General features: G+C 71.1%; 19 protein-coding genes and 1 riboswitch. Of the genes, 9 read left to right on the top strand and 10 right to left on the bottom strand.

The genetic code is table 11. From position 1 onward, the window contains the following. Positions 1-13: 13 nt before the first annotated feature. Genes qcrB through ctaE form a run of 4 tightly spaced genes read right to left on the bottom strand, consistent with a single transcriptional unit; the run spans position 14 to position 4,168 of the window. Positions 14-1,642, bottom strand: coding sequence for a cytochrome bc1 complex cytochrome b subunit (gene qcrB / locus GT755_RS14060; RefSeq protein ID WP_161480175.1), 1,629 nt, complete (start codon positions 1,640-1,642; stop codon positions 14-16). Further along, positions 1,639-2,715 (bottom strand): cytochrome bc1 complex Rieske iron-sulfur subunit, encoded by a 1,077-nt coding sequence (qcrA, locus tag GT755_RS14055; protein ID WP_161480174.1) that lies wholly within the window; start codon positions 2,713-2,715, stop codon positions 1,639-1,641. Before qcrA ends, qcrB begins: the two co-directional genes overlap by 4 nt. After that, positions 2,712-3,530 carry a cytochrome bc1 complex diheme cytochrome c subunit gene (qcrC, locus tag GT755_RS14050; RefSeq protein ID WP_161480173.1) on the bottom strand — a complete coding sequence of 273 codons (819 nt, stop codon included), beginning with the start codon at positions 3,528-3,530 and terminating at the stop codon, positions 2,712-2,714. The genes qcrA and qcrC overlap by 4 nt, the downstream gene beginning before the upstream one ends. A gap of 17 nt (positions 3,531-3,547) precedes the next feature. Continuing rightward, complete coding sequence (gene ctaE / locus GT755_RS14045) at positions 3,548-4,168, bottom strand: aa3-type cytochrome oxidase subunit III (protein WP_030450463.1); 621 nt, start codon at positions 4,166-4,168, stop codon at positions 3,548-3,550. A 126-nt stretch (positions 4,169-4,294) separates the two neighbouring features. Here ctaE and GT755_RS14040 point away from each other — a divergent pair, with 126 nt between their 5' ends. From GT755_RS14040 to GT755_RS14030, 3 genes are all read left to right on the top strand, one after another. After that, positions 4,295-4,684 (top strand): response regulator transcription factor, encoded by a 390-nt coding sequence (locus GT755_RS14040; protein ID WP_030450462.1) that lies wholly within the window; start codon positions 4,295-4,297, stop codon positions 4,682-4,684. A 23-nt stretch (positions 4,685-4,707) separates the two neighbouring features. Continuing rightward, positions 4,708-5,754, top strand: coding sequence for an anthranilate phosphoribosyltransferase (trpD, locus tag GT755_RS14035; RefSeq protein WP_161480172.1), 1,047 nt, complete (start codon positions 4,708-4,710; stop codon positions 5,752-5,754). Positions 5,755-5,825: 71 nt separating this feature from the next. Continuing rightward, positions 5,826-6,530 (top strand): sensor histidine kinase, encoded by a 705-nt coding sequence (locus tag GT755_RS14030; protein ID WP_161480171.1) that lies wholly within the window; start codon positions 5,826-5,828, stop codon positions 6,528-6,530. Between the two features lie 10 nt (positions 6,531-6,540). Here the strand turns inward: GT755_RS14030 and GT755_RS14025 are convergent, their stop codons facing one another. The 5 genes from GT755_RS14025 to GT755_RS14005 are packed head-to-tail and all read right to left on the bottom strand — an operon-like array spanning position 6,541 to position 10,202. Then, the gene (locus GT755_RS14025) at positions 6,541-7,287 is read right to left on the bottom strand and encodes an SDR family NAD(P)-dependent oxidoreductase (protein ID WP_161480170.1); all 747 of its coding nucleotides are present in this window, start codon (positions 7,285-7,287) and stop codon (positions 6,541-6,543) included. A 53-nt stretch (positions 7,288-7,340) separates the two neighbouring features. Continuing rightward, positions 7,341-7,628 (bottom strand): Lrp/AsnC family transcriptional regulator, encoded by a 288-nt coding sequence (locus GT755_RS14020; protein ID WP_030450459.1) that lies wholly within the window; start codon positions 7,626-7,628, stop codon positions 7,341-7,343. Positions 7,629-7,655: 27 nt separating this feature from the next. Then, positions 7,656-9,386 (bottom strand): DEDD exonuclease domain-containing protein, encoded by a 1,731-nt coding sequence (locus GT755_RS14015; protein WP_161480169.1) that lies wholly within the window; start codon positions 9,384-9,386, stop codon positions 7,656-7,658. Between the two features lie 27 nt (positions 9,387-9,413). Next, positions 9,414-9,965 (bottom strand): GNAT family N-acetyltransferase, encoded by a 552-nt coding sequence (locus GT755_RS14010; RefSeq protein WP_161480168.1) that lies wholly within the window; start codon positions 9,963-9,965, stop codon positions 9,414-9,416. A gap of 27 nt (positions 9,966-9,992) precedes the next feature. Beyond that, positions 9,993-10,202, bottom strand: coding sequence for a hypothetical protein (locus tag GT755_RS14005; protein ID WP_161480167.1), 210 nt, complete (start codon positions 10,200-10,202; stop codon positions 9,993-9,995). Positions 10,203-10,371: 169 nt separating this feature from the next. Between GT755_RS14005 and GT755_RS14000 the strand changes: the two genes are divergently transcribed. The 6 genes from GT755_RS14000 (at position 10,372) to GT755_RS13975 (ending at position 17,020) form a co-directional block, all read left to right on the top strand. After that, complete coding sequence (locus GT755_RS14000) at positions 10,372-11,688, top strand: NYN domain-containing protein (protein WP_161480166.1); 1,317 nt, start codon at positions 10,372-10,374, stop codon at positions 11,686-11,688. 137 nt (positions 11,689-11,825) lie between these two features. Beyond that, positions 11,826-12,767 carry a C40 family peptidase gene (locus GT755_RS13995; protein WP_328794343.1) on the top strand — a complete coding sequence of 314 codons (942 nt, stop codon included), beginning with the start codon at positions 11,826-11,828 and terminating at the stop codon, positions 12,765-12,767. 253 nt (positions 12,768-13,020) lie between these two features. Continuing rightward, positions 13,021-13,181, top strand: a riboswitch (cyclic di-AMP (ydaO/yuaA leader). A 94-nt stretch (positions 13,182-13,275) separates the two neighbouring features. Then, the gene (locus GT755_RS13990; protein ID WP_328794342.1) at positions 13,276-13,806 is read left to right on the top strand and encodes a C40 family peptidase; all 531 of its coding nucleotides are present in this window, start codon (positions 13,276-13,278) and stop codon (positions 13,804-13,806) included. A gap of 81 nt (positions 13,807-13,887) precedes the next feature. Continuing rightward, on the top strand, positions 13,888-14,667 hold the full coding sequence (locus GT755_RS13985) for a gluzincin family metallopeptidase (RefSeq protein ID WP_161480164.1): 780 nt from the start codon (positions 13,888-13,890) through the stop codon (positions 14,665-14,667). Then, positions 14,664-15,905 (top strand): M48 family metallopeptidase, encoded by a 1,242-nt coding sequence (locus GT755_RS13980; RefSeq protein ID WP_161480163.1) that lies wholly within the window; start codon positions 14,664-14,666, stop codon positions 15,903-15,905. The genes GT755_RS13985 and GT755_RS13980 overlap by 4 nt, the downstream gene beginning before the upstream one ends. After that, on the top strand, positions 15,902-17,020 hold the full coding sequence (locus tag GT755_RS13975) for a glycosyltransferase family 4 protein (protein WP_161480162.1): 1,119 nt from the start codon (positions 15,902-15,904) through the stop codon (positions 17,018-17,020). Before GT755_RS13980 ends, GT755_RS13975 begins: the two co-directional genes overlap by 4 nt. Here GT755_RS13975 and GT755_RS13970 read toward each other — a convergent pair. Beyond that, positions 17,011-18,756 (bottom strand): AMP-dependent synthetase/ligase, encoded by a 1,746-nt coding sequence (locus GT755_RS13970; RefSeq protein ID WP_161480161.1) that lies wholly within the window; start codon positions 18,754-18,756, stop codon positions 17,011-17,013. The two genes, GT755_RS13975 and GT755_RS13970, sit on opposite strands and share 10 nt — an antisense overlap. Positions 18,757-18,822: the final 66 nt, after the last annotated feature.

The raw sequence follows: 18,822 nt of genomic DNA, 5'->3' as shown, positions 1-18,822 counted from the left end.
CTGTGAGAACGCGTTAGTGCAGTTCGCGCGGCTTGTCGCTGGCGCCAACGGCGGCGTGCTCGTCGTGGCCGTCGTGGCCGTGGCCGTCGAGCGGGACGTGGTCGGTGCCGTAGAACTTGCTGGCCTTGGCGCGGAGCTTGCCGATCGGACCGCGCACGCCCTTGGGCGGGATGCCGTCCTTGTCCTCGTCGCCGGGGACGATCGGGATCTCCTTCTTGCCGCGCATGTGCTCGGCGATGTCCTCGGCCGGCGGCACGTGGACCTCGATGTACTCGCCGTGGGGCAGCCGCTTGATCACGCCCGACTCCACGCCGTGGGACAGGATGTCCTGGTCGCGGCGCTGGAGGCCGAGGCAGATCCGGTAGGTGACCCAGTAGGCGATCGCCGGGCCGATGAAGATGGCGAACCGGCCGATGATCGTTGTCTCGTAGAGCCCGATGTGGAAGTACGCCGAGATCCAGTCGTTGGCGCCCATCAGCCACAGGATGCCGTAGAACGTCACGCCGCTCATGCCGATCGCGGTGCGGACCGGGGCGTTGCGGGGACGGTCGGCCAGGTGGTGCTCACGACGGTCGCCGGTGATCCACTGTTCCGCGAACGGATAGACCGCCAGGCCCGTCATGATGATGCCCATCGGCACCAGCGCCGGGATCAGCACGCTGAGCGGCACCGTGTGGTCGAGGAAGTTGATCTCCCACGACGGCATCAGCCGCAGCGCGCCTTCCAGGAAGCCCATGTACCAGTCGGGCTGGGATCCGGCCGAGATGTCGGCCGGGGTGTAGGGGCCGAACAACCAGATCGGGTTGATCTGCGCGAACGTGCCCAGACCCGCGATGCACGCGAACGTGAACAGGAAGTAGGCGCCCGCCTTGGCCATGAAGGCCGGGTAGAACGGCGCGCCCACCACGTTGTGCTCGGTGCGGCCCGGGCCGGGCATCTGGGTGTGCTTCTGCACCCACATCAGCACCATGTGGGCCGAGATGAGCGCCAGCAGGATGCCGGGGATCAGCAGGATGTGCAGCGAGTAGAAGCGCGAGATGACGTCTTCACCCGGATACTCCCCGCCGAACAGGAAGAACGTGATGTAGGTGCCGACCACCGGGATCGAGATCGCGACACCCTCGGTGATCCGCAGACCGGCGCCGGAGAGCAGGTCGTCGGGGAGGGAGTAGCCGGTCAGACCCTCGGCCAGGGCCAGCGTGAGGAGCAGGACGCCGATGATCCAGTTGAGCTCACGCGGCTTGCGGTAGGCGCCGGTGAAGAACACGCGCAGCATGTGGACGGTCATGCCGGCCACGAACAGCAGGGCCGCCCAGTGGTGCATCTGCCGGATCAGCAGACCACCCCTGACCTCGAAGCTGATGTGCAGCGTCGAGGCGTAGGCCTCCGACATCCCCACGCCCACGAGCGGCTGGTAGGAGCCGTCGTAGATGACGTGCTGCATGCTCGGCTTGAACCAGAACGTCAGGAACGTGCCGGTGAGCAGCAGGATGATGAAGGAGTAGAGGGCGATCTCGCCGAGCAGGAACGACCAGTGGTCGGGGAAGACCTTACGCAGGTTGCGCTTCAGGAAGCTGCCCGCGCCGAGCCGGTCGTCGAGGTAGGACGCGGTGCCCGCGATGGGCTTCGGAGTCTCGTTCACGACTGGTTCCCCCTGGCTTCCCGGGCGTCGGCCTCGGCGTCGCCGCGTTCCCAGAAGCTGGGACCGACGGGGACGTCGAAGTCGGCCTGGGCGATGAGGTAGCCCTGGCCGTCGACGCCGATCGGCAGCTGCGGCAGCGGCCGCGCGGCCGGACCGAAGATGACCTTCGCTCCGTCGGTCGCGTCGAACGTCGACTGGTGGCAGGGGCACAGGATGTGGTGGGTCGTCTGCTCGTAGAGCGCCGCGGGACAGCCCACGTGAGTGCAGATCTTCGAATAGGCGACGATGCCATCGTAGGTCCAGTTCTTGATCGTGCCCGCCTTGAGGTCTTCGGGACGGAACTTGATCAAGATCAGGGTGGCCTTGGCGAGGGCGTTGAGGTCGTGCTCGTAACCCTCGGGCACGACCGACAGGATGCCGCCCGGGGAGTCGAAGTCGGACGCCAGGATCGGCTGCCCGGTGCCTTCGACCACCAGCTTCATGCCCTTCTTCCACACCGTGTGACGCAGCGAGGTGCCGGGCAGCGGGCCCAGGTCCTTCAGCAGCACCAGCGGGGCCAGGCCGAGCGGGGCCGCCGCCAGCAGCAGCGTGCGGCGCATCATCTTGTGCTTGACGAAGCCGCTCTCGTTGGCGCCGGCGACGAACGTCTTGCCGACGTACTCGCGGGTGTCGCCGTCGGAGCGCATCTCGTGGCGCTCCTGGACGATGTTGTACTTCGGCATGATCCGCCGCACCCAGACCACCACGCCCGCCGACAGGGCCAGCAGGGCCACCGTCAGGCTGCCGCCGAGGGCGGCGTTCGAGACACCGGTGCTGTCGATGTCGCCGACCTGGAAGATCACATAGGACGCGATGAAGGCGATGCCCGCCAGGAAGGCGATGAAGAACAGCAGGGTGACCGTGCGCTCGGCCTTGCGGGCGTCGGCGGGGTCGGGGAGCGTCACGCCGGGCGTCTCCACCTCGGCCGTGGCCGGGCGGGTGCCGAGTACGGCGGTTCCCTGAGCCGGGGTGCCGATGACGCGACGCGGCACGCGCGCCTCGTCATCGGGGCCGGGAAGCTCGTTTTCTGTCATTTTGATGTTCTCTTACGCTTCTTGGCGGTGATCCAGATGGCGGCGAGGGACATGAAGCTGATCCCGGCGATCCAGGCGACGAGGCCTTCGGTGACCGGGCCGATGCGACCGAGACCGAACCCGCCCGGGTCGGTCTGACCCCGGACCTGGGTGATGTAGGCGATCATGTCGCGCTTCTGCTCGGGCGTGATGATCGAGTCGTTGAAGACCGGCATGGCCTGCGGACCCGTGATCATCGCCTCGTAGATCTGCTCCGGCGTCGCCGGGTTCAGGTTCGGGGCGTACTTGCCGTAGGTGAGCCCGCCGCCGGCGCCGACGAAGTTGTGGCACTGGATGCAGTTGGCGCGGAACAACTCGCCGCCCTTGGCTGGGTCGCCCTTGGACGGGTCGACCATGTCGGCGGTGGGCCGCGTGGGGCCGCCGCCGAGGCTCTGGACGTAGGCCGCGAGCTGGTTGATCGCCTCGGGCGTGACCCACTCGGCGAGCGGCTTGCGGGGCACCTGCGCGGCCGGGTCGGCGGCCGGCATGCGGCCCGAGCTGACCTGGAAGTCGACCGAGGCGGCGCCGACGCCCACCAGCGGCGGGGCCATGGAGGTGCCCTCGGCGTTCAGGCCGTGGCAGCTCGCGCAGTGAGCCACGAACAGGCTCTTGCCCTCGGCGACGTCGTCGGCCTTGCCCGACGCGACCGCCGCGTCGGCGGTGCTGTCACTGGGCGCGGCGGCGGCGTATCCGCCGCCCAGCAGGCCCAGCGCGAGCGCCACGACCGCGAGGCGCGCGAGGGGATGCCGCCGCCGTCGCGCGGTGATGGAGTTCACCGAAATCCCCGTTCCGATCATTTGATGATGTAGATGGTCGCGAAAAGGCCGATCCAGACGACGTCGACGAAGTGCCAGTAGTAGGACACGACGATCGCGCTGGTGGCCTGCTCATGCGTGAAGCGCTTCGCGGCGTACGTGCGTCCCAGGAGGAACAGGAACGCGATCAGACCACCCGTCACGTGAAGGCCGTGGAAGCCCGTGGTCAGGTAGAACACCGAGCCGTAGGCGTCGGAGGAGAGGGTCGTGCCCTCCTTGACCAGTTCGGCGTACTCGATCAGCTGCCCGGCGACGAAGACCGCGCCCATGAGGAAACTGACGAAGTACCAGAACCGGAGCTTCTTGACCTGGCCCTTCTCCGCGGCCCACACGCCGAACTGGCATGTCACCGAGGACAGCACCAGGATGATCGTGTTGACCGTCGCGAACGGGACGTTCAGGTGGGCGCCGGGCCAGCTTGCCGGGTCCTGACCCACGCTCACCGAGCGGATGGTGAAGTACATCGCGAACAGCGCCGCGAAGAACATGAGCTCAGAGGACAGCCAGATGATCGTCCCTACGCTGACCAGGTTGGGCCGGCGCGACGAGTGGGCTGTCGTCGTCGTAGTAATTGCGGATGCTGTCGCCACGCCCGTCATTATTGCGGCTCGTGGGGCCGGGTCGCCGCACGGCCCCCCGATAGGGGGTGCGAGCCGGGATGTCGAGGGCCGCCGCGGGCCGATAGCATCCCTGGTGGACCCTACCCGGTGACTGGAGTAAGCGACATGAAGGTTCTCGTCTACAGCGACGACGCGGCCACCCGTGAGAAGGTGCGGCTGGCCCTCGGGCGCCGTCCCGCCGCCGACCTGCCGCTGGTGGAGATCGTCGAGTGCGCGACCCAGGCCGCCGTGGTCCGCAAGCTCGACTCGGGGGAGATCGACATCGCGATCCTCGACTCCGAGGCCGCGCCGGCCGGGGGCATGGGCATCGCCAAGCAGGCCAAGGACGAGGTGCACGACTGCCCGCCCATCTGCCTGATCATCGCCCGCCGTGACGACCGCTGGCTGGCCAACTGGTCGCGTGCCGACGCCGTGATCTCCCAGCCGCTCGACCCGATGGTCGTCGCCGAGACGATCGCCGGGCTGATGCGCGGGCGGCTGCCCGCCGTCTCCTGACATCCACGATCCGAAGGACCGCCATGGACGCCCGTACCACCTGGCCCTCGCTGCTCAACGCGCTGCTCGCGGGTGAGCACCTGACCGCCGACGAGACCTCGTGGGCGATGGGCGAGATCATGTCGGGCGCGGCCACCCCGTCCCAGATCGCGGCCTTCGTCGTCGCGCTGCGGGCCAAGGGGGAGACCGTCGCCGAGGTGTCCGGCCTGGCCGGTCACATGTTGTCCATCGCCACCCCGCTCGCGATCGAGGGCCCAGCGGTCGACGTCGTCGGCACCGGCGGCGACCGGGCCCACACGGTGAACGTCTCGACGATGGCCGCCATCGTGGTGGCCGCGGCGGGCGCCCGGGTCGTCAAGCACGGCAACCGGGCCGCCTCCTCCAAGTGCGGCGCCGCCGACGTGCTCGAACACCTCGGCGTCGTGATCGACCTGTCGCCCGCGGCGACCGCCCGGGTGGCCCAGGAGGCCGGCATCGCGTTCTGCTTCGCGCCGGTCTACCACCCGTCGATGCGGTTCGCCGGGCCGACCCGCAAGGAGATCGGCGTTCCGACGGTGTTCAACTTCCTCGGCCCGCTGACCAACCCGGCCCGCCCGTCGGCGCAGGCCATCGGCGTGTTCGACGAGCGCATGCTGCCGGTCGTGGCGGGCGTGTTCGCCGAGCGCGGGGTCTCGGCCCTGGTCTTCCGCGGCGACGACGGCCTCGACGAGCTGTCCACCGCCGCCCCCTCGGTCGTGTACGTCGTCCGCGACGGCCAGGCCGTCAAGACCACCTTCGACCCGGCCGACATCGGCATCGCGCGTTCCCAGCCCGGCGACCTGAGGGGCGGCGACGTCGTCTTCAACGCGGGCGCGGTGCTCGACCTGGTCCGCGGCAAGACCGGCCCGATCCGCGACGCGGTGCTGCTGAACGCCGCCGCGGCGCTGGTCGCCCACGAGGGCCCGACCAGCGACGACCTGGCCGCACGCGTCGCCGCCGCCTACGCCACGGTCGGCCAGGTGGTCGACTCGGGCGCCGCCGCGACGCTGCTCGACCGCTGGATCGAGGTCTCCCAGGGGCTGCGCGGGTAACCCTCTGGGCTGATTCGCGTTCACCTCCTGGGAGGACGCCCACGGGCCGGGCGGCGGCTTATGTTTCCGGCATGACGCGCCTCATCGCCCGCCTGGCCCGAGTGACGGCCCACGTGAGGGCCCGGGTGACCCGACGCCGGTCACCGGACCCGGCGGACGCCGTGACCAGGGAACGGCTCAGGATCGCCGAGGAGCTCCACGACGTGGTGGCCCATGACCTGAGCGTGCTCACCCTGGGTGTCGGCGCGGGCCGGGTCATCATGGACCGCGACCCCGAACGGGCCCGGCAGACGCTCCGCGACGCCGAGGAGGCCGGCCGTCAGGCCCTCACCGACCTGCAACGGGTGGCGGGCCTGCTGCGGTCGGGGAGCGCAACGACCACCGGTCCCCAGCCGACCCTGGCGGCGTTGCCCGCCCTGTTCGACCGGTTCCGGTCGGCCGGGCTGGCGGTGGGCTTCGCCGAGGAGGGCCGGCGGCGTCCCGGCCCCGTGCTGGAGCTGTCGGCCTACCGCATCGTGGAGGAGGCGCTGGTCAACGCCCTGGAGCACGGCTCGGCCCGCAAGGCGCAGGTGACCCTGCGCTGGCAGAGCGGCCTCATCGAGCTGGGCGTCCAGGACGACGGCGGCCCCCGCGAACGCCTGCTGGGCATCTGGGAACGCGCCGCCCTGTTCGGCGGCTCGGTCACCGCCGGGCCGGTGGCGGGCGGCTTCGAGATCCGGGTACGGCTGCTGACCGGCGGCCGCACCCGCGCCCTGATCGGAGAACGAACCGGCTGACGGCAGGCGCTCAGACCAGTTCCAGGCCTCCGTCGACCGTGAGGATCTGGCCGGTCAGCCATGTCGCCGCCGGGTCGGCCAGGCGGAGGATCCAGGCCGCCACCTCGTCGGGGTCGCCGCGGCGGCCGAGCGGGATGCGGCTCGCCTCGTCGGACTTGACGCGCTCGACGGTCGCGGCGGGCAGGCCCGCGGCGGTGAGCGCCTCGCTCTCGGTGGGGCCGGGCGCGACGGCGTTGACGCGGACTCCGTCGGCGGCCAGTTCCAGCGCCCAGCTCCGGGTGAGCTGTTCGACGGCGGCCTTCGACGCGGCGTAGTGGGCGCCTCCGGGCAGGGGGCGGTGGCCGTAGGTGCTGGAGACGTTGACGACGCACCCTCTCGACGCGCGCAGGTGGGGGAGCGCGTGCCGGGCGAGCAGGCTCGGCGCGGTCACGTTGAGGGCGAACAGGCCGGTGATCTCGTCGGCGCTCGTCTCGGCCAGCGACATGATCTTCGCGGCCCCGGCGTTGTTCACCAGGACGTCGAGCCGTCCCCAGCGGGCCACGGCCGCCTCGACGACCTGCTCAGGCGCACCCGGTTCGCGCAGGTCGGCGACGTGGACGCTGATCGCCTCGTCGCGGCCCGCCGTCTCGGCGAGGGCCTCACGGCGGCGGCCGACCCCCAGGACGAGCGCGCCCGCCCCGGCGAACAGCCGGGCGGCGGCGCGCCCGATCCCTGATCCCGCGCCGGTGACGACGACGGTCCTGCCGGTGAAGTCCATGATCCCTCCGAGGTTCGGGTGTCGGGGGGACGGCCGGAAATCTAGCCGGAAATCTAGTCGGCGTCGGGCAGGCCGATGGAGAAGGCGGCCTCCAGGTCGTGGCGGCTGTAGGTGCGGAAGGCGATGTGGGTGTCGGTCGCCAGCACGCCCTCGATCTTGTTGAGCCGCCCCGGCACGACCTCGGCGATCTCCTCGTAGCGCGCGACCCGGACCATGGCCATCAGGTCGAACTCGCCGGTGATCGAGTAGACCTCGCTGACGCCGGCCAGCCCGGCGATCGCCTGGGCGACCTCGGGGATCCGGCTGACGTCGGCCTTGATGTGCACGATCGCGGTGACCAAAACGTGCTCCTTTCCGAGGGCCCCAACCTATCGCAGCGGTCTGCCCTCCCTCGCTGAGCGGGAACCTCCCTGGTCGTACGCCCGGTCGATGCGCTGCTTGAGCCGGGCGGCCCCTTGGGCGGGCAGGCTCCACCCGCCCTCGACGCGCACCAGCCGCACCCCCGGCGACTCGAGCCAGCGCAGGATCGTCTCGGTCTCCTCGGCGCTGGCCGCGGGGATCGGGCCGGGACCGGGGTGGACGGTCTCGGCGGTGGCGACCAGCGCCTCGACGTAGGGGACCGGGTGGGCGCCGCGCGGCATGACCCCGGCGGCGGTCAGCCGGCCGTGGCGGATCACGTGGATGTCCCAGGCGCCGTCTTTGGCGGGGGCGGCGGCGACCATCTGGCTGATGGCGGTCAGGCCGGTGAGCCGCTGCATGCGGGCGGCGGCGCGCACGTAGGCGGCCAGCCGGTCGCGGTCGACCGCGGCCTCTTCGTAGCGCTGCTCGGCCGACAGGCGGTCCATGCGGGCCTCGACGGCGGAGAAGACCGCGCCGCCGTCGAGCAGCATGGCGTGACGGGCCGCCGCGACGTGGCGGGCGTAGTCGCCGGGACTCTCGCGGCCCTCGCAGGGCGCGCCGCACTTCCCGATCTCGGCCAGCGCGCACGCGCTGCGCCGCACCGTGAGCGACAGGCGTTCGGTGCACTGGCGCAGCGGGAGGGCCTCGTGGATGGCGGTGCGGGCGTCGTCGGCGGTGCGGCTGCTGCCGAACGGGCCGAGGTAGGTCGCGCCGTCGTCTTTCAGGTCGCGCACGATGCTCAGGCGGGGGAACGGCTCGTCGGTCAGCTTCAGCCAGACCACCCGCTCGGGGAACCGGGACCGCCGGTTGTAGCGGGGCTTGGTCTCGCCGATCATGCGTAACTCGCGGATCTCGGCCTCCAGCGGGGTCGCGCACACGATGTGGCGGACCCGCTCGGCGATGCCGATCATCTCGCGGACCCTCGGCCGGGTCTCGCTCGCGGTGAAGTAGCTGCGCACGCGGGTGCGCAGGCTGGAGCTCTTGCCGACGTAGAGCGCCTCGCCGCGGGCGTCTTCGAAGACGTACACCCCCGGCTTGTCGGGCACGCCGTCGGCCAGGTGGCGCTTGTTGCGCTGTTCGGGGGTGGGCATGCGGACGAAGCCCCTGAGCTCCTCCAGCGAGTGGACGCCCAGGTTGCCGACCCGGCCGATCAGGCCGTGGAGCACGTCGACCGTGGCGCGGGCGTCGGCCAGGGCGCGGTGGCAGGGCTCGGTGGCGCTGCGGAAGTGGCGGGCCAGCGTGGACAGCTTGCAGTTGGGGGTCTCGTCGCGGGTGAGCACCCGCCGGGCCAGGTCGGCGGTGTCGACGACCGCGTTGACCGGCGGCGGGTAGCCCTGGCGGGCGCACTCGGCCTTGATGAACCCCATGTCGAAGGGGGCGTTGTGGGCCACCAGGGCGGCGCCCTTGGCGAACTCGAGGAAGCTGGGCAGCACCTCGGTCATCTTCGGCGCGGCCACCACCATGGCGTCGGTGATGCCGGTCAGCACCGAGACGAAGGGCGGGATCGGGCCGCCCGGGTCGACGAGCGTGGCGAACTCGCCCAGCACCTCGCCGCCGCGCACCTTGACCGCGCCGATCTCGGTGATCGCGCACTCGGCAGGGGAGGTGCCGGTCGTCTCCAGGTCGAACACCACGAACGTGACGTCGGCGAGCGGGGTTCCGAGATCGTCCAGCGTGCCCTGTTCCACGCTGACGACCATAGAGACCCCGACCGACAGTTCAGCGCCTCAGCGCCATTCGCGCCGGAGCACGGCGTAGACGATCTCGTCGGTCCACTCGCCCTTGACCATCTCGTTCTCCACCAGGTGGGCCTCCTTGCGCATGCCGAGCCGCTCCATCACCTTGGTGGAGGCGGTGTTGCGGCCGTCGCAGCGGGCCACGATGCGGTGCAGGCCGAGGCCCTCGAACCCCAGGCGGAGCATCTCCCTGGTCGCCTCGGTGGCGTAGCCCTTGCCGTGGTGGTCGGGGTGGAAGACGTATCCGACCTCGCCCTGGAGGTGTTCGCGGCTGCGCCAGAACAGCAGGGCCTCGCCGATCAGCTCCCCGGTCTCCCGCAGGGTGACCGCCAGGCACAGCGCCTGCCCCTCGTCGGTGAGCTCGGCGGTGGCCGCCTTGTCGGTCAGCACGGTGCGCACCTGTACGAGATCACGCGGCTCCCAGTAGAGGAACCGGGCGACGTCGGGGCGGGAGTAGAAGGAGTGGAGGGCGGTCAGGTCGTCGGGGGTGAACAGCCGCATGACCAGGCGGGAGGTCTCGATCGGGAGCGCGGGTCGGAGCATCCGGGCAGATTAAACCGGACGAACGCCTCAGGCGAGTTCTTTTTCCCGGTGGGCGGCCAGCAGCGTGGCCTCGGCCGTCAGGGCGGCCAGGAGGGTGCGGTGGCGCTGCAGTTCGCCGTCGAAGCGCTGGGCGGCCGGGCCGGTCCACTTGGGGAAGGTGCGCAGCGCCCAGACGGGGTCGAGCACCTCTTCCATCTCGGCCGCCAGCCGGCGCAGATGGTCACTCGCGATCGTCACGTCCGCCATTGTGACATCCCGTGAGGAGATCTTGACGTAACGTGAGCGATTTATGAGACAAGTGGTTCGTGTCCTACTTGCTCCCCGTTCACGTCGCTGAACGTGATGTAGTGGACTCGCAGAGCCGTACCCTTGAATGAACGACCAGGACAGGAAGAGAGCAGCAGGGATGAGTTCAGCCGGAGAGGGCCTGTCTCGTCCCCTGCCCGAGCAGGTGCGAACACACGTCGTCGAACTGGCGGCCCAGGTGCTCGGGACGATGCCCGCCGCGGGCGTGCCCGCGCCGCTGCGCGCCGTGGCCAGGTTCGAGCCGCGCAAGCGGGCCCGGCTGGGGTCGGCGCCGATAGCGGCCCAGCTCGAGAACGACAAGAAGTTCCGGGAACTGGTCGCCGAGTCGCTCACCCAGGCCTGGCCCGAACTGGTCGCCTCGCTCGCCGAGGAGACGATTCCGCCGGCCGCCGAGCCCGTGCTGGTCGCGGCGGCAGCCTATCTGACCCGGCCGCCCGGGTGGGCCTCGATGGTCGAACTGGCGCGCGAAGACCTCGACCAGGCCGCCGCCCTCGACACTCAGCGCGAGCAGGCCGAAGGGCGGCTCAAGGAGCAGCTCGCCCAGCAGCGCACCGCCGCCAAGGAGGAGATCGACCGGGTCCGCGAGCAGCTCAGGGCGGCCCGCGCCGAGAACACCGACCTGCGCCGCAAGCTCCACGACGCCCGCGAGCGGGTCAAGGCCGCCGAGCAGCGGGCCGGCGAGCTCGAAGCCGCCACGGCCGACGCACGTGCCCGGATCGCCGGGGCCGGGGCCGCCGCCGAGACCGAGGTGCGCCGCCTCAAGGAGCGCCTGGCCGAGGCCGAGCGGCACCTGGAGGCCAGCCGCCGCGCCGCCCGCGAGGGCCGGTCGGTGGAGGACGCCCGCATCCGGGTGCTCATGGACGCCCTCGAAGACGCCGCCAAGGGCCTGCGCAAGGAACTGGCCCTGCCGACCACGATCAGCCGGCCGGCCGACTACGTCACCGCCGTCAGCGGCACCGCCCCGTCGGTGCGCGACGTGCCGGCCCGCGCGCTGGCCGACGACGACCCGCAACTGCTCGACCAGCTCCTCGCGATACCGAACCTCCACCTGATCATCGACGGCTACAACGTGACCAAGTCGGGTTACGGCACGCTCACTCTCGCCGACCAGCGGCAGCGCCTGCTGACCGGGCTCGGCGGGCTGGCCGTCCAGGTGCGGGTGGAGATCACGTGCGTGTTCGACGGCGCCGAGCTCGACGGCCCCGTCCAGGTGTCGGCGCCCCGGGGGGTGCGGGTGGCGTTCAGCGCGCCCGGTCAGATAGCCGACGACCTCATCCGGCAGATGGTCCAGATCGAGCCGCCGGGCCGCGCCATCGCGGTGGTGTCGTCCGACCGGGAGGTCGCGGTCTCTGTCCGGAAGATGGGTGCTCGTCCGGTTCCTTCCATATTGCTCCTCCGCCGTCTTGGCCGTGCGTGATCATGTCGTCGCCCGACGTGATGACCTGCGCGAATACCGGCGAATCGGTTGAGGGTACATGATCGGCTGAGTAAAGTCCCGACCCAGGTCTGTCCGGTATGGAGGGGGTTTCGGGCGTGCGTGGGCGGGTACCGGCCGTGGCTGGTTTTGCGGCGTTCGTTCTGCTTCTTCCGATCACGGGGGCGGCGGCCGATCCCAAGCCGACCATCCCCCAGGCCAAGGCCAAGCTCGCGAAGCTGAACAAGCAGGCCGACCAGTTGGTCGAGGAGTACAACCAGGCCAACGAGAAGTACAAGAAGTCGAAGAAGCAGTACGACCTGATCAACGCCGGCTTCAAGAAGCAGAACGTGAAGGTCGAGACCCTCCGGGCGGCCGTGGTGGGCCTGGCGGTCTCCAGCTACCAGACGGGCGACATCCGCAGCCTCTCGGGCATGTTCGGCACCGCGGCCCCCCAGAACGCTCTCAGCGGCATGGCGATCATCAACCAGCTCGCCACCAGCCGCCAGCTCCGGCTCACCGAGTTCGAGGACGCCATCGCGGGCCTGAAGCAGCAGCGCGACCAGCGCAAGGCGGCCTTCGAGGAGGCCGCCGAGGTCCGCGCCGACCTGGCGGCCAAGAAGAAGAAGACCGACAAGATGGTCGACGAGCAGATGAAGCTGCTCCGCGAGCTGGGCGCCTTCAACCCGGGCAACCCGCAGAGCACCGGCCAGGTCTACAGCGGCCCCGCCTCCGGCAACGCCCGCGCCGCCCTCGACTTCGCCTTCGCCCAGATCGGCAAGCCCTACCAGTACGGCGGCACCGGCCCCGGCGCCTGGGACTGCTCCGGCCTCGTCCAGGCCGCCTGGCGGGCCGGTGGCGTGAGCCTGCCGCGCACCAGCTACGAGCAGTGGGCCTGGGGCAAGAACCGCCAGGTGCCGATCAGCGACCTCCAGGCCGGCGATCTGGTCTGGCACAGCGGTTTCGGACACGTCGGCCTCTACACCGGACAGGGCTCGGTCGTGCACTCGCCGCAGACCGGCGACGTGGTGAAGATCACCCCTCTTGCGCAGTACAACCCCGACAAGGCTGTTCGTCCCTAGCGTGTCGTCTGAGGCTTTTTTCGGGTTCTGTGACAAGGGGTGTGACGAGAGTCACATCACCCTCCTAAATCCCGCGATATGCAGGCGTTTTCGAATAGCGCCGGAGTTTATCTGATCTTTATCTTCTGCCAAAACTTTGCCGACTTATGGCGGAGTCGGTAACTTCTGGCTTCGCGACGAGCAAGCCATGCCGTCCGCGGACAGTCCGGCGCGTAGCCGCCGATGTCTTAATAAAGATCCATGTGTCGCACGTCACGCGACGCAGCCGAATCCATGCAGCCAGGAGGCATGGAGCCGGGGACCCAAAAGGTTCCCCAGCGGAGCCAGGGGTGAATCGGTGAGAATTCCGCGCCGTAGGGCTACTTCCCTGCCCGAATCCGTCAGCTAACCCGGTAGGCATCAGAGGAAGACCCAAGGAGCAATCCTGTCCACCACCCCCGCATGCCTGTCCCGCATCGCCCGCCTCTCCCTTGGCGGCGTCACGCTCACGGCCTCGGTCGGAGCGGTCGTGGCGCCTCCCGCGCGGGCCGATGAGGTGACGGTCACCGTCACGAGGAACACCACGGCGATCCCGGCCTCGGGAGAGGCGGCGCCCGCCGCTCCCTCGGCCGCGAAGACCCAGGCCAAGAGCAGGTCCGCCAAGCGCGTCAAGAAGCTCAGCAAGGCCCAGCGCCAGCGGGTCCAGGCGAGCAAGGCGGTGGCCGTCGCGAAGAAGCAGATCGGCGACCCCTACCGGTGGGGCGCCACCGGTCCCGGCGCGTTCGACTGCTCCGGCCTGGTCCAGTTCGCCTGGCGCAAGGCGGGCGTCAAACTGCCCCGTACCACCTGGTCGCAGAAGAGCTCGGTGAAGAAGAAGATCAGCTGGAAGGCGATGCAGCCGGGCGATCTCGTGTTCACCAGCGGCGGCGGCCACGTGGGCATCTACGTCGGCCACGGCAAGATGATCCACTCCCCGAACTCCGGTTCGCGGGTGCGGATCGACAAGCTGGACACCTACCGCAAGCGCACCTTCGTGGGCGCGGTCCGGCCCGGGATCTAGACACCCCCGGCGAAGTACCGATCGGCCCCGTCCGCCTCCTTCCCGGCGGGCGGGGCCGCGGTGTTTGTACCATCCGTTGGCATGCGGTTCCTGGTGATGGTCAGTGTGCTGCTGGCCGTCCTGTCCGCCGGGCAACCCCCGAAGGTCCTGTACGGCCAGAGCTGGCCCGTCGCCGTCCACGGTCAGCATGTTCAGGTGCTGGCGGCCGACCGGCGTTTCCCCGGGCTGGCCGGGGAGGCCGACCGGGCCGCCGAGGCCGTGGCGCGGATGTGGGGCACGCCGGTGACCGCCACCGTCCTGGCGCCCGCCACGACCGAGCGGGCCGCCGAGATCGCCCATCCCGCCCCGGTGACCGGCATGGCCGCCCTGGCGGGCCCCGGCTTCGTGGTGATCGAGCCGCACGGCTGGGCCTCGCTCTCGGCCCAGGGGAGAGTGATCGTGCTGGCCCACGAGCTCACCCACGTCGCCACCGGGGCCGCGACCCGGCCCGACATGCCCGTCTGGCTCGTGGAGGGCTACGCCGACTACGTCGGCTACCGTGACAGCGGGCTGCCGACAGGGGTGGTGGCCGCCGAGCTCGCCGCCGACCGGCGGGCGCCACGGGAGCTGCCGACACGAGACGACTTCCGCGCGGGGGGCGCGCGGGTCCCGCAGGCCTACCAGGAGGCCTGGCTCGCCTGCCGCTACATCGCCGAGCGCTACGGCGAGGCCACGCTGACCGCCCTCTACCGGGCGGCCCAGGCCGATCCGGCCACGGCGCTGCGGCGCACGCTGGGCGTCGGCGAGGCCGAGCTGACCGCGGCCTGGCGCGACTACGTGATACGAAGTGTTCCGGAGGCGGAGTGGAACGTACGGGGATGAAGGCCGCGGCCGTGGCCTTGGCGGGGCTCGGGGTGGCGATCGCCGCGGTGGTGGCGGTGACCACGCCGTGGCACGCGCTCGCCGCCGGCGCGCCGGAGGTGCGGCCCGATCCGGTCCGCGACTTCGGGGCCGCCGAGATCGCCCGCGCCGAGGCCTTCGACGCCGCCACCAGCCTGCCGTCCTACCTGTCGCTCGCCGTCACGCTCGTGATCGCGGGGGTGCTCGTCGCCACCCCGCTGGGGGCCCGGCTGATCGACCGGCTCCGGGGCCCGTGGTGGCTGCGGGCGCTCGTCGCGGTGGCCGGGATCTCCGTGGTCTCGCTGGCGATCCGGTGGCCGCTCGGCGTGTGGTTCGAGACGGTGCTGCGCGACTACGGCCTGTCCACCCAGAACTGGGCCACCTGGAGCGCCGACCGGCTGAAGAACTTCGGCCTCCAGCTGCTGTTGTCGGCCGTGATGGTCGTGGTGGTCATCGCGCTGGCCCGCCGGTGGCCGCGCCGCTGGTGGATCCCCGCCTCGCTCGGGGCGTTCTCGCTGACGCTGGCGCTGTCGTTCCTCTACCCGGTCGTCGTCGAGCCGGTCTTCAACGACTTCCGGCCGCTCCAGCAGGGGCCGCTGCGCGCGAGCCTGCTGGCGATGGCCGAGCGCGACGGGATGCCGGTCGACGACGTCCTGGTCGCCGACGCCTCCCGGCGCACGACCGCGCTCAACGCCTACGTCTCGGGGTTCGGCGCGACCCGGCGCATCGTCGTCTACGACACGCTGCTGCAGGTGCCCGAGCCGGAGATCGAGCTGATCGTGGCCCACGAGCTCGGCCACGCCAAGACCGACGACGTCCTCCACGGCACCCTCGTCGGGGCGCTGGGGGCGGCGTTCGGGGCGTGCGGGCTGTTCGTGGCGGGCAACCTGCTGCGCCGCCGGACCGGGGTGCCGTCGCTGGGCGACCCGAAGGCGGCGGCGCTGCTGGTCGGGCTCATCTCGCTCGGCACGGTGCTCTCGGGGCCCGCGCAGAACCTCGTCAGCCGCCACATCGAGGCCCGCGCCGACGCCCACGCCCTGGCGATCACCGAAGACCCGGTCACCTTCGCCGCCATGCAGCGCAACCTGGCCGTCCGCAACATCTCCGACCTGAGCCCGAGCCCGCTGGAGTACGTCCTCTACTCCTCCCACCCGACCTCGCCGCAGCGCATCGCCATGGCGCGGTCGTGGGCGCTCTTCCACGGCCGGCCGGTGCCGTGACCCGGGTCGTGGTGGTCACCAACGACTTCCCGCCGCGCTCCGGCGGCATCCAGTCGTTCGTGCACGCCCTGGCCGTCCGGCTGCCCGCCTCCTCGGTCGTCGTGTACGCCCCCCGCTGGGAGGGCTGCGCCGAGTTCGACGCCCGGCAGGGCTACGAGGTGGTGCGCCACCCGACCAGCCTCATGCTGCCCACGCGCGCCGTGGCCCGGCGGGCCTGCGAGCTGATCGTCCCGGGGTCGACGGTGGTGTTCGGGGCCGCCGCGCCGCTCGGCCTGCTCGGCGGCGCGCTGCGGGCGGCCGGGGCCGGGCGGGTGGTGATGCTGACCCACGGCCACGAGGCCTCGTGGGCCCGGCTGCCGCTCGCGGGCGCGGTGCTGCGCCGGATCGGAGCGCACGCCGACGTCGTCACCTACCTCGGCGACTACACGCGGCGCCACCTGGCCGCCCGCATCCCGCCGGAGAAGCTGACGCGGCTGGCGCCCGGGGTCGACACGAACGTCTTCCGGCCCGGCGCGGGCGGCGACCGGGTGCGGGCGGAGCTCGGGCTGGGCGAGCGGCCCGTGGTGGTCTGCGTGTCCCGCCTGGTCGCCCGGAAGGGGCAGGACCGGCTGATCGAGGCGTGGCCCGAGGTGGCGCGGGCCGTACCGGACGCCGAGTTGCTGCTGGTCGGCGGCGGGCCGGGGAGAGCGGCCCTGGAGCGCGCGGCGCGGGGGCGGGGCGACATCCGGTTCACCGGGCCGGTGCCCGACGGCGACCTGCCCGCCTACTACGACGCCGGCGACGTGTTCGCCATGCCGTGCCGGACCCGCCTGGGCGGGCTCGACGTCGAGGGGCTCGGCATCGTCTACCTGGAGGCCTCGGCCACCGGGCTGCCGGTGGTCGCGGGCGCGTCGGGCGGGGCCCCCGACGCGGTCAGGCACCGCGAGACGGGGCTGGTGGTCGACGGCGGCTCGGCACGGCAGATCGCCGCCGCGCTGATCGAGCTGCTGAGAAACCCCGAGGCCGCGCGGGCCATGGGCGCGCGCGGCCGGGAGTGGATCGAACGGGAGTGGACCTGGGACCAGGTCGCCGCCCGCTTCGGGGAGCTGCTGAGGGCGCCGGTCGGTCAGCCGTAGATCTCGTCGACCTGCTTGGCGTAGTCGCGCATCACGATGTTGCGCTTGAGCTTCAGCGACGGCGTCAGGTGGCCGCTCTCCTCGGTCAGGTCGCCCTCGAGGATGACGAACTTCTTGATCTGCTCGGCCTTGGACACCATCTTGTTGGCGTTGTCGACCGCGCCCTGCACCTCGGCCCGGATCTGCTCCTCGGTCAGGTCGACCCCCGCCATCGCCTCGGGGTCGAGGGTGACCAGCGCGGCCACGAACGGCCTGTCGTCGCCGATGACCAGGACCTGGCTGATCAGGCGGTGGGCCCGGATGCTGTCCTCCAGCGGGCCGGGGGCGACGTTCTTGCCGGCCGCGGTGACCAGGATCTCCTTCTTGCGGCCGGTGATGCGCAGGTAGCCGTCGGAGTCGAGCTCGCCGACGTCGCCGGTGTGGAACCAGCCCTGCGCGTCGATGACCTCGGCGGTGGCCTTCTCGTTGTTCCAGTAGCCGCTGAAGATGTGGCGGCCCTTGACCAGGATCTCCTTGTCGTCGGCGATCCGGATCGTGACGCCGGGGAACGGCCGGCCGACGGTGCCGATCTTGTTGGCGCCGGGGATGTTGACCGTGGAGGGGGCGGAGGTCTCGGTCAGGCCGTAGCCCTCCAGGACCTCGATGCCGACGCCGCGGAAGAAGTGGCCGAGGCGCTCGCCCAGCGCCGAGCCGCCGGAGACGGCGTGGGTCAGGCGGCTGCCGGTGGCGGCCCGCAGCTTGGTGTAGACGAGCTTGTCGAAGACGGCGTGCTTGAGCCGCAGGCCGAGCCCGGCCCCGCCGTCGTTCTTGGCCTTGCTGTAGTCGATGGCGACCTGCGCGGCGGTGGCGAAGATCTTGCCCTTGCCGTCGGCGGTGGCCTTCTGCTCGGCGCCGTTGTAGACCTTCTCGAACACGCGCGGCACGCCGAGCAGGAAGGTCGGCTTGAACGCCTGGAGGTCGGGCGCCACGTTCTTCATGTTCGGCGTGTGGGCCAGGACGGTGCCGGTCTCGACGGTCACGATCTCGACCATGCGGGCGAAGCTGTGCGCGAGCGGCAGGAACAGCAGCACGGCCCGCTCGTCGATGGAGAACATCTTCTCCAGCGGCCCCTGCGCCACGTTCCGCGCGGTGAACAGCAGGTTGTCGTGGGTGATCTGGCAGCCCTTCGGCAGGCCGGTGGTGCCGGAGGTGTAGATGATGGTCGCCAGGTCGTGGCCGCCCCGCGAGGCCCGGCGCTCGGCCAGGGTGTCGTCGGACACGTCCTTGCCGGCCTCGATCAGCGCCTCGATCGCGCCCTCGTCGAAGGTCCAGACGTGGGGGAGGTCGGGGGCGGCCTCGCGCAGGGTCTCCTGGTGGCTCGCCGTCTCGGCGAACGCGCCCCGCGCGCCCGAGTCGGAGACGATCCAGCGCACCTGCTCGGTGGAGCTGGTCTCGTAGATCGGCACGCCGACGCCGCCGGCCGCCCAGATGGCGTAGTCGGCGATCGTCCACTCGTAGCGGGTGCGGCTCATCAGGGCGACCCGGTCACCCGGCTCGACGCCGGTGGCGATGAGGCCCTTGGCGACCCCGGCGACCTTCTGCCGGAACTCTGCGGCGGTCACCGGCCGCCACTCGGCGCCGTCCTGCACCTTCATCACGACGGCGCTGGGCGTGTCGGCGGCCCGCTGGAACACCGCGTCGGTGCAGTTGGCCGACAAGGGAACGTCCACCAGCACGGGAACGGTGTACTCCTGCACGGTCACTCCTCATAGGACCCGGCTCGGTCAGGTTTCCCGGGACGCTACCGCGTGACACGAGATAGG

Source organism: Herbidospora solisilvae (genome assembly GCF_009901565.1).
In the GTDB taxonomy this organism is placed as follows: domain Bacteria; phylum Actinomycetota; class Actinomycetes; order Streptosporangiales; family Streptosporangiaceae; genus Herbidospora; species Herbidospora solisilvae.
The sequence above is the reverse complement of the archived record's forward strand: the minus strand, read 5'-3'. Positions and strand labels throughout refer to the sequence as shown.

Excerpts from the sequence above, each read along its gene's own strand:
- trpD (WP_161480172.1), top strand. The coding sequence starts at position 4,708 with ATGGACGCCCGTACCACCTGGCCCTCGCTGCTCAACGCGCTGCTCGCG.
- GT755_RS14010 (WP_161480168.1), bottom strand. The coding sequence starts at position 9,965 with ATGCTCCGACCCGCGCTCCCGATCGAGACCTCCCGCCTGGTCATGCGG.
- GT755_RS14025 (WP_161480170.1), bottom strand. The coding sequence starts at position 7,287 with ATGGACTTCACCGGCAGGACCGTCGTCGTCACCGGCGCGGGATCAGGG.
- GT755_RS13985 (WP_161480164.1), top strand. The coding sequence starts at position 13,888 with ATGCGGTTCCTGGTGATGGTCAGTGTGCTGCTGGCCGTCCTGTCCGCC.
- GT755_RS13980 (WP_161480163.1), top strand. The coding sequence starts at position 14,664 with ATGAAGGCCGCGGCCGTGGCCTTGGCGGGGCTCGGGGTGGCGATCGCC.
- ctaE (WP_030450463.1), bottom strand. The coding sequence starts at position 4,168 with ATGACGGGCGTGGCGACAGCATCCGCAATTACTACGACGACGACAGCC.
- GT755_RS14015 (WP_161480169.1), bottom strand. The coding sequence starts at position 9,386 with ATGGTCGTCAGCGTGGAACAGGGCACGCTGGACGATCTCGGAACCCCG.
- GT755_RS14000 (WP_161480166.1), top strand. The coding sequence starts at position 10,372 with ATGAGTTCAGCCGGAGAGGGCCTGTCTCGTCCCCTGCCCGAGCAGGTG.
- GT755_RS14030 (WP_161480171.1), top strand. The coding sequence starts at position 5,826 with ATGACGCGCCTCATCGCCCGCCTGGCCCGAGTGACGGCCCACGTGAGG.
- GT755_RS14040 (WP_030450462.1), top strand. The coding sequence starts at position 4,295 with ATGAAGGTTCTCGTCTACAGCGACGACGCGGCCACCCGTGAGAAGGTG.
- qcrA (WP_161480174.1), bottom strand. The coding sequence starts at position 2,715 with ATGACAGAAAACGAGCTTCCCGGCCCCGATGACGAGGCGCGCGTGCCG.